At 35.6% G+C, this 12,693-nt stretch carries 17 protein-coding genes and 1 tRNA gene; 17 read left to right on the plus strand and 1 reads right to left on the minus strand.

Translation table 11 applies throughout. The annotated features are described in order from the left end of the window. The 6 genes from E4O07_RS04725 to E4O07_RS04750 are packed head-to-tail and all read left to right on the plus strand — an operon-like array spanning position 1 to position 3,628. On the plus strand, positions 1-1,005 hold the full coding sequence (locus E4O07_RS04725; RefSeq protein ID WP_253687654.1) for a histidine phosphatase family protein: 1,005 nt from the start codon (positions 1-3) through the stop codon (positions 1,003-1,005). 15 nt (positions 1,006-1,020) lie between these two features. Beyond that, the gene (locus tag E4O07_RS04730; RefSeq protein ID WP_253687655.1) at positions 1,021-1,305 is read left to right on the plus strand and encodes a DUF2087 domain-containing protein; all 285 of its coding nucleotides are present in this window, start codon (positions 1,021-1,023) and stop codon (positions 1,303-1,305) included. Positions 1,306-1,323: 18 nt separating this feature from the next. Beyond that, entirely contained in the window at positions 1,324-1,989 is a 666-nt protein-coding gene (locus tag E4O07_RS04735) for an HD domain-containing protein (protein WP_253687656.1), read from the plus strand. A 47-nt stretch (positions 1,990-2,036) separates the two neighbouring features. After that, positions 2,037-2,612: a hypothetical protein gene (locus E4O07_RS04740; RefSeq protein ID WP_253687657.1), complete on the plus strand. Its 576-nt coding sequence runs from the start codon at positions 2,037-2,039 to the stop codon at positions 2,610-2,612. Positions 2,613-2,672: 60 nt separating this feature from the next. Then, positions 2,673-3,257: a hypothetical protein gene (locus E4O07_RS04745; protein ID WP_253687658.1), complete on the plus strand. Its 585-nt coding sequence runs from the start codon at positions 2,673-2,675 to the stop codon at positions 3,255-3,257. Positions 3,258-3,316: 59 nt separating this feature from the next. After that, positions 3,317-3,628, plus strand: coding sequence for a hypothetical protein (locus tag E4O07_RS04750; protein ID WP_253687659.1), 312 nt, complete (start codon positions 3,317-3,319; stop codon positions 3,626-3,628). Between the two features lie 143 nt (positions 3,629-3,771). Here the strand turns inward: E4O07_RS04750 and E4O07_RS04755 are convergent. Continuing rightward, a tRNA-Val gene (locus E4O07_RS04755) sits at positions 3,772-3,845 on the minus strand. A 123-nt stretch (positions 3,846-3,968) separates the two neighbouring features. Between E4O07_RS04755 and E4O07_RS04760 the strand changes: the two genes are divergently transcribed. The 11 genes from E4O07_RS04760 to rsfS all read left to right on the plus strand — a co-directional run bounded on the left by E4O07_RS04760 (position 3,969) and on the right by rsfS (position 12,688). Beyond that, positions 3,969-4,355, plus strand: a complete 387-nt coding sequence (locus E4O07_RS04760) for a desulfoferrodoxin family protein (protein ID WP_253687660.1) — start codon at positions 3,969-3,971, stop codon at positions 4,353-4,355. Positions 4,356-4,443: 88 nt separating this feature from the next. After that, the gene (gene galE, locus E4O07_RS04765) at positions 4,444-5,463 is read left to right on the plus strand and encodes a UDP-glucose 4-epimerase GalE (RefSeq protein ID WP_253687661.1); all 1,020 of its coding nucleotides are present in this window, start codon (positions 4,444-4,446) and stop codon (positions 5,461-5,463) included. Positions 5,464-5,475: 12 nt separating this feature from the next. Continuing rightward, complete coding sequence (locus tag E4O07_RS04770; RefSeq protein WP_253687662.1) at positions 5,476-6,159, plus strand: hypothetical protein; 684 nt, start codon at positions 5,476-5,478, stop codon at positions 6,157-6,159. A 1-nt stretch (position 6,160) separates the two neighbouring features. After that, complete coding sequence (locus E4O07_RS04775; RefSeq protein WP_253687663.1) at positions 6,161-7,498, plus strand: VanW family protein; 1,338 nt, start codon at positions 6,161-6,163, stop codon at positions 7,496-7,498. A 124-nt stretch (positions 7,499-7,622) separates the two neighbouring features. Then, positions 7,623-7,934, plus strand: coding sequence for a 50S ribosomal protein L21 (rplU, locus tag E4O07_RS04780; protein WP_253687664.1), 312 nt, complete (start codon positions 7,623-7,625; stop codon positions 7,932-7,934). Positions 7,935-7,939: 5 nt separating this feature from the next. After that, positions 7,940-8,329: a ribosomal-processing cysteine protease Prp gene (locus E4O07_RS04785; protein ID WP_253687665.1), complete on the plus strand. Its 390-nt coding sequence runs from the start codon at positions 7,940-7,942 to the stop codon at positions 8,327-8,329. A gap of 29 nt (positions 8,330-8,358) precedes the next feature. Further along, the gene (rpmA, locus tag E4O07_RS04790) at positions 8,359-8,610 is read left to right on the plus strand and encodes a 50S ribosomal protein L27 (RefSeq protein ID WP_253687666.1); all 252 of its coding nucleotides are present in this window, start codon (positions 8,359-8,361) and stop codon (positions 8,608-8,610) included. Positions 8,611-8,689: 79 nt separating this feature from the next. Continuing rightward, complete coding sequence (gene obgE / locus E4O07_RS04795) at positions 8,690-9,838, plus strand: GTPase ObgE (RefSeq protein WP_253687667.1); 1,149 nt, start codon at positions 8,690-8,692, stop codon at positions 9,836-9,838. Next, positions 9,835-11,091: a nicotinate-nucleotide adenylyltransferase gene (locus tag E4O07_RS04800; protein WP_253687668.1), complete on the plus strand. Its 1,257-nt coding sequence runs from the start codon at positions 9,835-9,837 to the stop codon at positions 11,089-11,091. Before obgE ends, E4O07_RS04800 begins: the two co-directional genes overlap by 4 nt. Further along, complete coding sequence (locus E4O07_RS04805) at positions 11,088-12,329, plus strand: LCP family protein (protein ID WP_253687669.1); 1,242 nt, start codon at positions 11,088-11,090, stop codon at positions 12,327-12,329. The genes E4O07_RS04800 and E4O07_RS04805 overlap by 4 nt, the downstream gene beginning before the upstream one ends. After that, positions 12,329-12,688, plus strand: coding sequence for a ribosome silencing factor (rsfS, locus tag E4O07_RS04810; RefSeq protein WP_253687670.1), 360 nt, complete (start codon positions 12,329-12,331; stop codon positions 12,686-12,688). The genes E4O07_RS04805 and rsfS overlap by 1 nt, the downstream gene beginning before the upstream one ends. Positions 12,689-12,693: the final 5 nt, after the last annotated feature.

A 12,693-nucleotide genomic window follows, 5' to 3' on the forward strand; every position in this document is an offset into this window, starting at 1 on the left:
TTGGCCGATGATGAGGGTAAACATGAAGGGCAATATGATTCTCCTTTAACTGAAATAGGAATAAGGCAGGCTAAGAACATCGCCGAAATATTGAAAAGTTATGATTTTGATTTGATTATATCTTCTCCATTAAAACGAGCCTTGCAAACTGCCGAAGTTATTTCAAAAACATTGAATATCAAAATTGAAGTAAATGACTTATTCAAAGAGCGTGATAATGGTATTCTTGCAGGCTTAACATTTGAAGAAGCCGAAATAAAATATCCTGAACCTAAAAATCAAAGTATTTATAGAAACTTTCCTTGCGAAAGCGGTGAAAATGAAATTCAACTTAATCCCAGAGCCTTATTATGTATAAATTCAATATTAAAAAGAAAACCCGGAAAATATTTAATTGTCGCTCATGGAAAAATCCTCAATGCGATCATCAAACAAATTTTAAAAATGCCTATAGGAAATCTTAATAATTCTGCTATTTTTAAATTAAAAGATACCGGATATATTGAAATGGATTATTATATTGAAAAAGATTTATGGGTATTCAATAAAATGGAAAATCGGATAAAAATATTTATGGATAGTACTATGTTTTTTCAAATGGTTGTCGAACAAAGAAAAAATGATGAATTTAGAAATAAATATGATGATAAACTTAAGTCTTTTATTAAAACAAAGTATAAGAGCTTATTGTATGAAAGAAAATATAACGGGGTATATGGTTGGATAGTTGGATACGGCGAACCTCCTAAAAAACACCTGGATGTATTATTGCTGACCAATAAAGAATACAGTCTGGGCGATATTATAGAAATAAAAATTATCGGGGTATTTTTACGAAATGATCATGATAATAAATTTATTGCATTGGAAAAAGAAAGAGATGAAAATGATTTTTCTGAATTAAAAGAAAAAGATAAAAATATGTTATTAAGATTATATCCCAATATACGAGATGGAGAAGGGTGGTTTGGGAAAGAAAAAGCTTTAAGGTTGTTAATAGTGTAAGGACTAAATAGTTTTATGGATTCACCTATTTTAAAAGAAGAAATTTCACAATTTCTTGATAAAGATGGCCGTATTATCAGGTGGCCGAAGAAAACTTATGATAAAATAAATATCTTAAAATATTTGCAAGAAAAATTCGATCCAGATAAAAAATACTCTGAAATTGAAGTAAATGAGCTCTTAAAATCTTGGCATACTTTCAATGATCATGCGCTTTTAAGGCGTGAGCTTTTTGATAAATTTTTATTGGAACGGACTCCTGATTGTAAAGAATATTGGGTTACTAGGGAGAAAGTTTAAACTTTGTAAGATTTTATTATGATTAATGAAGAAAAATTTAAAACAGAAATTATTAAAGATGCGGAAAAATATGTAGAAAAAGTCTTTAATGAAGATTTCAGCGGTCATGATTTTTTCCATACGATGAGAGTATATCGCACGGCAACTTATATTGCTGAAAAAGAAAATGCCGATATTTTTATTGTTCAATTAGCAGCCTTATTGCATGATGTAGATGACAGAAAACTTTCACCTAAGACAACTGCAAATAAGGATAGGGCTGTTTTATTTATGAAGTCTAAAAATATAAGCGATGCTTTATGTAAAAGTATTGTTTCTATTATTGCAGAAGTTTCGTATGCAGGTAAGGATTCCAAGACGCCTTCTTTAATTGAAGGGATGTGTGTTCAAGATGCTGATAGATTAGATGCCCTAGGTGCAATAGGAATTGCAAGAGCCTTTGCTTACGGAGGAAGCCGTCATAGACAAATGTATAACCCGGTTGTAAAGCCGTGTATGGACATGGGAAAAGAAGAATATCAAAATCATGTATCGACTACAATTAATCATTTTTATGAAAAATTATTTTACCTTAAAGACTTGATGAATACAGCTACAGCAAAGAAAATTGCAGAAAAAAGAGAGTTGTATATGAAAGACTTTGTTTTGGAATTTTTAAATGAATGGGAACTAAAAGATTTATGATGTTTACACAGACGACTAAATTCGATTAATATTATGAGGGGGGTAATATGAAAAAAAAGTTTTTACTTTTAATTTTTTTTATTTTATGTATTGTGAGTGTCTATTCTTATGAGAAAAAATTTATAAATCCATTAAATGGGAATGTTGTTATATACAAAGGTGATGAGCATCATGGTAATGGAAAATATTACCTTATTGAAGATGACAAAGAAGTATTAATTATTGAAGCTAAATGCTATTATGGACCGCAAGTGTACTGGCATGGAAATAATATTATAGAAATATATATTCCATTTGGAAGCCCTTTTAATGGTTCATATATTTATAATTCTAGAACAAAATCAATATCGAGTTTTATTGAAAATGTTTTAATGGTGTTTCCTAACGATGATGTTTTAGTTTGCAGCGATGGTTTTGAAAAAATTATTTTTATGAATATAAATACTCAAAAAATTTTGCAGGAGATAAAGATAGACGGAATAACGGGGGCTTATTTGTCAATTCGTACAGCCTTTGACATAAAATTAAAGACCGACATAATAATGATAGGACTTTATTTTGATCCTAAGTCATTGAAAGAATTTAAAACTATAAAATATTATAGCTTTAAAAAAGAATTTTAAGTTATGGCTAATTTATATTGGATCTAATTTTTAAAACTCTTCTGTAAATCGGAGGTTTGAATGCGTGAGTATGTATATATTTGGAATAATCCAAATAAAAATTATATTATTGCTTCCGGTATTGAATTTAAAGATATTGCAAACATAGATAAAAATTATCTTTTATTATCTCATGAATCTGAAATCGCAGAATATGATTTAAATACTCGATTTGATTATATCAGGTCTAATAAAATAGACGGTTTATTAAAAGAAGATATATATAGTTTTGGAAATTTTTCTTGGGTCCCATATACGGGAGAAACATTTCCTATACTTTCAAAAAAAACTGTTGCGGAGCTGCTTTATTTTAACCATATTACAGAACCATTTGATAAAATCATTTTTGAGGAGCTATTAAATGAATATTTAGCCTTTGCACATGATGACGGCTGGTTTTTAAAAATGTATTATGATAATTTTCAGTTTATAAATAAAATACTTGAAAAGATAAATAAGAAATTTTCTTGTTACATTAACACATCGGAATTCCAAAAAGGACTTTATGCCTATTGGATAGATAAAAACGGTATAGAAACAGAAATTATATCTGATGATATAGATAAAATTTTAAATAAAAGGAAATGGAAACATAAGGCGATATAATATATATTATTCACATACCAATAAAATATATTCCAATAAAGGAGTTGAAGATTTTTAAAATGAAAATAGTATTTTGTAAAAAAGAAATCGTGATTTTGATAGTCTTTTTATTATGTGTTGCTTTGTTTTTTTTGGGTAAAAAATATGAAAATAATTTTATAAATAATATTTTAGATATAGCTTTTGAAAAACACAATAAATATTATGGAGATCAACAATTTACAATTGAAAATATGTATGTTTATAAGGAAAAATATGTTATTGTAAGGTTTATTTTAAAAGATGCGGACAAAATAATGCAAGAAGAACAAGCTTTCAATTGTTTTGGACAATGGAGAGGTTGTGATATTATTGAAATTACAGATGATTAAACAGTCAATAATCGGCCTAAAGATACGGAATAACTGATAATCTTTCAAAATTTATGCGACAGTCCATCAAAAAGAGGAAAAGCAGTGAAGTTTTCTTACGGTTTGAAAAAGTGTAAATCTATACAGGGTATAAACTTACAAAATGGGCAATACTGGAATCGAACCAGTGACCCCAAGCGTGTCATGCTTGTACTCTAACCAACTGAGCTAATTGCCCTTAAAATTCATTAAGATAGTGAGATAATATATTATTTTTCACTTTACGTCAAGCCCCTTTTTTGTTATATTATATATGTTGCAGATTTTATTCTGTGAATTTATAAATTTTAGGAGTATGACAATGAAGAAAGAAATAAGCTTTTTTTTATGTAAAGAGCAAAAGGGAACCATTATAGGGCTTGATTGCTGCCCGGATGCTGAAGTTTCATGCTGTGGAGAAAAACTTTCAGCAGTAAAAATCGGAAGTGTTGATGCTGCAAAAGAAAAGCATGTGCCTGTAATCGAAGTAAACGGAAACACCGTAAAAGTTAAAGTAGGCTCTGTTGCACACCCTATGACTGAAGAACACCATATTGCTTGGATATGTCTCAAGACTGAAAAAGGGCTTCAGTTTAAGGAATTGCCTGTTACCGGTGCTCCCGAAGTTGAATTTGCCCTTACAGCCGATGATAAAGTTATTGAAGCTTACGAATTCTGTAATCTTCACGGAGTTTGGTCAGGAAAATAAGGTTTAATTTTTTATGAGCCTCTAAAAATGAAAGTTTTAGAGGCTTTTTTTGTGCTTGAGTATGTAAGTTTAATTTTTGAGGTTGATTTTGATTAAAAGAGTATTAGTTACAGGAGGAGCCGGTTTTATAGGTTCCCACATCGTTGCAGATTTATGCGAAAAAGGCTATGAGCCTGTTATTTTGGATAATTTTTCTAATTCTTCTCCCAAAATAATTCCCGTATTGGAAAAAATATGCTCTAAAAAGTTGGAGCTTGTACAAATTGACATAAAGGACAAGGAAAAACTCTTTAATTTTTTTAAAGATACCTCTGTCGATGCGGTAATTCATCTTGCCGCTTATAAGGCTGTAGGAGAATCCGTCGAAAAACCCTTAAAATACTACGAGAACAATATTTCAGGCCTCGTCAATCTTTTATCCGCCATGCAGGAACACAAGGTCAAGAAGTTTATATTCAGCTCTTCGGCCACGGTTTACGGCGATGCAAAGGTTGTGCCGATCCCCGAAAATTCTCCCATTTCGGCAACAAATCCTTATGGAAGAACCAAACTGATTTCGGAAGAAATTTTACAGGATACGGCCTTTTCCGATAAGGATTTAAGCATAATTGCCTTGCGTTATTTTAATCCCATAGGTGCCCATAAGAGTGCCGACATAGGGGAGCTTCCTTCAGGTATTCCGAATAACCTTTTTCCTTATATTGCTCAAGTTGCCTTGGGAAAACTGCCTCATCTAAACGTCTTCGGAAACGATTATGACACCCCTGACGGAACCTGTATCCGTGACTACATCCACATTTTGGACCTTGCATCAGGACATACCGCAGCCCTAGAGAAATTAGATTCAGGCTTTAAGGGCTTTGACGTATATAACCTTGGAACAGGAATCGGCTATTCTGTTTTGGATATAGTGAACGCCTTTAAAAAAGCTTCCGGTATCGATCTTCCCGTAAAACCGGCTGCACGCCGTGCCGGAGATGTTCCACGCTCTTGTGCAAATCCCGACAAGGCCCACAAGGAACTCAACTGGAAGGCAAAATACAACCTTGAAGAAATGTGCAAAGACGGCTGGGCTTGGTATAACAAACACCCCGAAGGCTTTGTGTAGCAATCGGCTAAGATGAAAAATAAAAAATCGGCTCCCAATCTGATAGTAATGCTTACAAGAAATGACTTTACGGTCAATAATGCTTATGATCTGTTTAGTGAGTGTAAGCATTTGGGCGTTAAATATTGGGGAATAAAAGAAGCTCCTTTGCCTGAATCAGAGATAAAACGCCTGTTTTCCTTTTTTCATCAGTACGGTAAAAACGCTGTTCTTGAATCGGTTACTTATTCTGAAGAAGAAGGTTTGGAATCTGCAAAAAAAGCGGCAGCCTGTGATTGTGATATTTTGATCGGGACAAAATATCATGATTCCATAAATGAAATTTGTAAAAAAAATAATATAAGGTATATGCCTTACATCGGAAAGGTATATAATCGTCCTTCCATATTGGAAGGAACTTCCGATTCTCTTATCGAAGAATCAAATAAATATATTGACAATGGTGTTTATGGGGTAAATTTTCTTGGATATCGGCACAAAAATACTTCCGATGAGCTTATCAAAAATGTATTACAAAAAGTAAAAACGAATATCTGTGTTGCAGGCAGTATCGATGACTTTCAGAAACTTAATGAAGTGATAAAATATTCACCGTGGGGATTTACGATAGGTAATGCTTTTTTTGAGAACAAATTCGGTTCAGGTTTTTCTCAACAGATTGAAAGACTGTGTTCCTATCTTGGTAAAGAAGAATAAAATGTTAAAGAATTTTTTTCCTCACACATATACAAAAAATGTCTTTTGTATAGATTACGAAAAACTTTTTCGGTTGGGCTATAAAGCCCTTATATTCGATATTGATAACACCCTTGTCCATCACGGCGGTGATGCGCCCAATGAAGTTAAAACCTTATTTTCTACTTTAAAAAAAATAGGCTTTAAACTAATTTTGCTTTCGGATAATTCTAAAGAAAGGGTTGAAAAATTTGCGAGGGATATTGGTTGTCCTTATATTTGTGAAGCTTCTAAACCCGATACTTCTCCTTTTTATAAGGCTTTGGAGATACTTGGGACAAAAAATAACGAAACAATAGTTATCGGAGATCAGATTTTTAAGGATATCTTGGGTGCAAACAAAAATAACATTCCGAGTATTTTGGTGCAGTTTATAAGGCTAAAATCCGAAAAATGGATTGGATTTACGCGATATGTTGAAAAGCTTATTTTGTTTTTATATAAATTTGCCGGAAAATATAATAATAGAATTGGGAATATAGAGATCAAAACGGCAAAAAAACGAAGGCTTTTTTGCGAAATAAATCCGTTTTTTTATAAAATTTCGGTTCTAAAAGAAAGACTCAAACGGCATTTAACGAATTCGCTTTCAAAAACATCCTTTGCGAAGGATAAGTCTATTGATAGGCTTCCCGTAAGGATATTCCGGTATAGTTCAAGCCTGATTAAACGCGGAAAAGACATTGATCCCGTTTTACAGCAAAATAAGGCCTTGAATATCGATATTTCGGCAAACAAAATTAACGGATTATTGATAAATCCCGGTGAGGTTTTTTCTTTTTGGCATATACTGGGAAAACCTTCAAAACGAAACGGTTTTAAAGAAGGAAGAATTATAGTAAACAATAAATTGATTGCCGGAGTAGGGGGCGGGCTTTGCAATCTTGCAAACACAATTCATCAGCTGATTTTACATAGCCCTCTGGATGTCATTGAAGTTCATTTTCATTCCGATTCATTAGCACCCGAGGAAGGTGAACATAAAATCTTGAGTTCCGGAACTTCCGTAGATTATAACTACATTGATTTTAGATGTAAAAATAACACGGAGCAAACTTTTCAATTACTGACTTGGTGCGAAAATGAGCATCTTTTTGCAGAGTTAAGAAGTGTTACGGATATTGCTTATAGCTATCGGCTTTTAGAGGAAAATCGCCGTTTTGTGAACGAAAACGATAAATATTTTTGCATGTCGGAAATTTATAAGATTACGTGCGAAAAATCTACCGGCCGAGTTCTAGAAAAGAAGCTGATAAGGAATAACCGGTCCGAAGTTATGTATGATTATTCTTTAATATGAATTATTTCTCAAGCCTATTGACATTTTATGCGGTTTTTTGCTATACTTCGCTCCTAGTGTTTAAATTTGTTTGGTATAAACCCGTTAATATGCCGGCAAAAGATTTATTTTATGAGGTATAAAGATGTACGCACTTATTGAGTATAAAGGCAAACAGTATAAGGCTGAAAAGGGAGCAAAGCTCGTTGTTGATAAGCTTTCTGCAGAAATCGGAAGCAAAATCGACATCGACACCGTTCTTTTGATCAGCGATGGCGATAAGGTTACTGTAGGAACTCCCTATGTAAGCGGAGCTAAGGTTTCAGCTACAGTAGGCGATTCTTTCCGAGAAAGAAAGATTATTGTTTACAAGCACAAGGCTAAGAAAAACTACCACAGAACCCAAGGTCATAGACAGGCTCATACCTGCATTACTGTTGACGATATTATCGGGTAAGAAAAGTGGTAAAAATTCGGCTTCTTTCAAATGCTGAAAACTGTTTTTCGGCCTTTGAATCATCAGGCCACGCTTTGCGTGGCGGCCATGCAAGCAGCGCTCATGCTCTGAGCGGCAATGATGAAGGAAAGTCGGAAAAAGGCGGTAACATAGTTTGTGCCGCCGTTACTATTTTGCTTAAAACGGCCGTTTTAAGTCTGAGCTCGGCGCAAAAAGAGCGTTCAAGCTTAAAGGCCGAGATTAGGGCAGACAATCCGGGCTATCTTTCGGCAAAAGTAACAGCTTTTTCGGACGACGATAGACCCGAATTGCAGTATTTACTGAAATTTTTAACAATAGGTTTAATGGCCATTGAGGCAGAATATCCCGATTGTTTGGATTTACAGATAGCTTAAAGATTTGATAATTTTTTTGGAGGATTATTATGGCACGTAAAAAGGGCGGCAGCGGTGCAAAAAACGGAAGAGATTCCAATCCTAAATATTTGGGTGTTAAGGTTTACGGCGGAGAGGAAGTATCGGCCGGTTCAATTTTGGTTCGCCAGAGAGGTACTTCAATCCATCCGGGTAACAATGTAGGCTGCGGAAAAGACTATACATTATTTGCAAAAACTGACGGTGTAGTTACCTATCATGAAAGAAAGGGTAGAAAACTCGCCTCAATCGAAGCAAAATAATTTTGCTCTTCGAGCTTAAAATGTATAAATTTGAAAGCCGGTTTTTGCCGGCTTTTTTTGTAGGAAAAAAGAATCAATTATGGTAAAATTTGCAGATGAATCTAAGATAAGGGTTTCCTCAGGAAAGGGCGGCAACGGCTGTATTGCCTTTCGACGGGAAAAATATGTTCCCATGGGAGGACCGTCAGGAGGTGACGGAGGACGGGGCGGAGACCTCATCTTTGAAATACGCCGTAACATGCGAACCTTGGTTCATTTAAGGCATAAAAGGGTCTACAAGGCAAAAAACGGCGGAGGCGGCGAAGGCTCTCAGCGTTTCGGCAAAAAAGGCGATGACTGCATAATTCCTCTTCCTCCTGGCTGCGTTATAAAAGACCCTGAGACGGGAAAAACTATCTTGGACTTCGGAGATGCGGAAGAAGGCCGATTTGTTTTTCTCAAGGGCGGAAACGGAGGCTGGGGAAACTGTCATTTTAAGACCTCCACGAATCAGGCCCCTAAAACGGCTCTTCCCGGACAAGAAGGGGAGACACGGGAAATAATCGTCGAGCTTAACATAATAGCCGATATCGGCTTGGTAGGCTTCCCTAATGCCGGTAAATCATCTCTTCTCGATTATTTTACAAATGCAAGGCCCAAAATCGCTCCCTATCCCTTTACCACTAAGATTCCGAACCTCGGAGTTTTGCGTGTGGATGAAGAAAGGGATGTTATCATTGCAGATATACCGGGAATCCTCGAAGGTGCTTCTGAAGGTATTGGGCTCGGTATAAGATTTTTAAAACACATATCCCGCTCGGCGGGGCTCGCCTTTTTAATCGACCTTTCAGACGATAACTATCTAAGGGCATACGATATTCTTTGTAAAGAATTGGAAAGCTATTCAAAAGAATTGGCCCAAAAGAAAAGAATAATAATTGCAACAAAATTGGATTTACCCGATACAAAAGAAAGATTTGCGGAGCTTAAAAATGCAATCCCCGATCAGGAAATTTTGGGTATCTCGCTTTACAATGAATGGGGATTGGCTGAGGTAAAAAAAGCCTTTATTCGATTGGCCGATGAAATGCAAAAATCAAAGCCCAAAAAAGAAAGCCTTGACCCATACGAACAAAATCAGAATTTTATGACGGCGGAACTTGATGATCTTTCTTATGAAGAACAAAGCGATGATGAACACTTCGGAGCAACAGTCAGCCTAAGCCGCAAAAGGAAACCTAAAAAATGAGATTGGCAATCTTAGGCGGTTCTTTTAATCCCATTCATCTTGGACACTTAAATTTAGCTTTTCACTCTTATAAAGAATTAGCCTATGATAAGATTGCTATTGTTCCGGCCTATATTTCTCCCTTTAAAATTTTTTGCAATGATACGCAAGTTGAAGACAGGCTCAAGATGATTGAGCTTGCTATTGCAGATAAGCCCTACATGTACTGCGAGCTTTATGAGATTGAACGCAAGGGCGTTTCTTACACAATAGATACAATCGGCTATCTCTATCAAAAATTTCCCGACATCGAAGGAAAAATAGGTCTTATTATCGGGGACGATTTAAAAGAAAATTTTTTCCGCTGGAAGGATGCGGAAGAAATTATAAAAAAAACCGACATAATTATCGGTAAAAGAATAGGGGGTAACGGTTCTTTTAATCTCTCGGATATCGAGCCTGAAAAGGCTTCTATCAAAGAATTAAATAACGAAATTTTAAATATTTCTTCAACCCAAATAAGAGATGCGGTTTTAAAAGATGAAGATTTTTCTTCTCTTGTTCCAAAACTCGTTTACGACTATATTATCGAGTGCGGCCTTTATAAGAAAAAAGAAATGCCTGTTTCTGATATTAAGAGCAGTAGTTCGGATATGAAAGACGGTATTTCTCAATTAATCAATGCCGACGATATAAAATTAAAAACGCAGGAAATAGACAGCTTTGCAAAAAGCGTTTTAAATGAATCCCGCTATGCTCATTCGGTGCGCGTTGCAGAATATGCCCGTCATCTTGCAGAAGAGTATAAAACCGAAGGCGTTCCTCCTGTTCTTGCTTATTTTACCGGCCTTGCTCACGACATCTGTAAAAAATGTTCCGATGAAGAGCTTGTAAAACTTGTAGAATCCGATAATCTCGGAATTGATGGGGTTGAAAAGACCCGCTTAAATCTTTTACACGGAAGGGCTGCTTCCGTGGTTTTGCAAAAAAAATTCGGCATCAATGACAAGTCTGTCTTAAAAGCCGTTGCCTTTCATACCTTCGGGTATGAAGATATCGATGCCTTAGGAAAAATTATTTATATAGCCGATAAGATAGAACCGGGCCGTCCCGATACCGAAAACTTTAGGGAGATGGTAAAATCTTCTTCTCTTAATGAGTTGATGCTTGCAGTCTTGGACTGGAACCTCAGCTTTATCGAAAAAAAGAGCGCAAGAGTTCATCCTGCAACAATAAAAATGTATGAGCAAATACAAAAGGAGCTTAAAAAATGAAAATAAAACTCATGGATACGGGTAAAAATATTATCTTTCTATTAGTAATTCTTATAGTTTTAATTACCTCCTTTGTTTTAGTTCTTTTAAAAATGCAAAGAGATACCGTTCAAGATTATCTTTCTTCCGATAAAATTTTAAAAGTTCTTTTGGTGGTTGAGGACGAAGGCGTTCCGATTTCTATAAGTATACTTGCCTATTATCCCGAAACTAAGAGGGCGGCCATGTTCGATGTACCTGCAAATATAGGTTTGATTATTCAATCCTTAAACCGCACCGATGCTATCGGAGCCGTCTACACCGAAAAAGGTATATCGAGTTTTAAAGCCGAAATAGAAAAACTTGCAGGCATTTCCGTGCCCTTTTATTTGACATGTACCTTGGATAATTTTTCTATGCTGACCGATATGCTTGGCGGGCTTTCCGTTTTTATTCCTTCGCCTGTGGATATAGAGCTTGATGATAAGAGAATTCTTTTGCCGTCAGGTTCGGTTTCTCTAGATGGCGATAAAATAAGAGATTTTCTTGTTTATGAGGATGAGTTGGATGCAGAAGGAGAAGCCGCTGCAAGAAAACAAAAAGCCGTTCTTGCTCTTTTTAGAGCAATAAGCGATAACTCGCCTGAGATTTTTTCTAAGGAGAGGTTTTCGGTTTTAAGTAATAACTTTAAATCGAATGTTACAGGCTCAGATTTAAAGAATTTAATTGAGTCTATAGGAAAGATGGACTCTGAGCGCTTAGTGCCCCAAAGGCTTACAGGGGCTGTCCGGATTATCGAGGATAAACGTCTTTTGACCCCTTTCCGTGAAGGCCAGCAGATAAAAGAAATTATACGTCAAACTATTGCCGTATTGGCATCAGATGATTCTTCTGCCCTTGAGCGTGTTTATGCCTTGGAAATTTTAAACGGAACAAATGTGCAAGGACTTGCAAAGAGCACCTCAGAGCTTTATCAAAGCTTTGCCTATGACGTTGTCAGCATAGGAAACTCAGAAAATCCTGTAGCCGAAACGGTTTTGATAGACAGAATCGGAAACCCTTCAGTCGCTAAAATTGTTGCAAAGGTTATAAGATGTAACAATATTCAAACTACACAGCTTCCGGCCGAAGGCGAATACGGAAGCGAAACCAATGTTGACTTTACCCTGATTTTGGGTTCGGATTTTAACGGTTTTTTTGTTGTCGAGAAAAAAGAGGACAAAAAAGATAATGATGAAAATGATAAGGATAAAAACTGATGATAAAAAATTTTGACTTTTATGCTCCTGCCTTGGAGCTTGGAAAATTATTGCGCGATTTTAAGGGTGAAAATGTTGTTGTCTTTGATTTACGGGATAAAAACATTTGGACCGATTTTTTTGTAATTTGTACCGTAACCAGTGCCGCTCATTCGGGAGGCTTGGAAAAACGTGTGTACGAATTCTTACCTGAACACAACTTGGAAGAATATCACACCAAGCGTAAATCTCCCGACGGCGATGAGTGGAGACTTATAGATTTGGGCGGTATTGTTGTTCACCTTATGAGCGAAACGGCCCGTAATTTTTACAGCCTTGAAAAAATTTGGTTCGATTCAAAAAATATTCTTGAGGACTAAATCCG

It is taken from the genome of Treponema sp. OMZ 798, from assembly GCF_024181385.1.
Classification (GTDB): Bacteria; Spirochaetota; Spirochaetia; order Treponematales; family Treponemataceae; genus Treponema_B.

What these genes read in the sequence shown, in the direction of transcription:
- E4O07_RS04730 (WP_253687655.1), top strand. Translation starts at nt 1,021, where the DNA reads ATGGATTCACCTATTTTAAAAGAAGAAATTTCACAATTTCTTGATAAA.
- E4O07_RS04735 (WP_253687656.1), top strand. Translation starts at nt 1,324, where the DNA reads ATGATTAATGAAGAAAAATTTAAAACAGAAATTATTAAAGATGCGGAA.
- E4O07_RS04740 (WP_253687657.1), top strand. Translation starts at nt 2,037, where the DNA reads ATGAAAAAAAAGTTTTTACTTTTAATTTTTTTTATTTTATGTATTGTG.
- E4O07_RS04745 (WP_253687658.1), top strand. Translation starts at nt 2,673, where the DNA reads ATGCGTGAGTATGTATATATTTGGAATAATCCAAATAAAAATTATATT.
- E4O07_RS04750 (WP_253687659.1), top strand. Translation starts at nt 3,317, where the DNA reads ATGAAAATAGTATTTTGTAAAAAAGAAATCGTGATTTTGATAGTCTTT.
- E4O07_RS04760 (WP_253687660.1), top strand. Translation starts at nt 3,969, where the DNA reads ATGAAGAAAGAAATAAGCTTTTTTTTATGTAAAGAGCAAAAGGGAACC.
- E4O07_RS04770 (WP_253687662.1), top strand. Translation starts at nt 5,476, where the DNA reads ATGAAAAATAAAAAATCGGCTCCCAATCTGATAGTAATGCTTACAAGA.
- E4O07_RS04775 (WP_253687663.1), top strand. Translation starts at nt 6,161, where the DNA reads ATGTTAAAGAATTTTTTTCCTCACACATATACAAAAAATGTCTTTTGT.
- rplU (WP_253687664.1), top strand. Translation starts at nt 7,623, where the DNA reads ATGTACGCACTTATTGAGTATAAAGGCAAACAGTATAAGGCTGAAAAG.
- rpmA (WP_253687666.1), top strand. Translation starts at nt 8,359, where the DNA reads ATGGCACGTAAAAAGGGCGGCAGCGGTGCAAAAAACGGAAGAGATTCC.
- obgE (WP_253687667.1), top strand. Translation starts at nt 8,690, where the DNA reads ATGGTAAAATTTGCAGATGAATCTAAGATAAGGGTTTCCTCAGGAAAG.
- E4O07_RS04800 (WP_253687668.1), top strand. Translation starts at nt 9,835, where the DNA reads ATGAGATTGGCAATCTTAGGCGGTTCTTTTAATCCCATTCATCTTGGA.
- E4O07_RS04805 (WP_253687669.1), top strand. Translation starts at nt 11,088, where the DNA reads ATGAAAATAAAACTCATGGATACGGGTAAAAATATTATCTTTCTATTA.
- rsfS (WP_253687670.1), top strand. Translation starts at nt 12,329, where the DNA reads ATGATAAAAAATTTTGACTTTTATGCTCCTGCCTTGGAGCTTGGAAAA.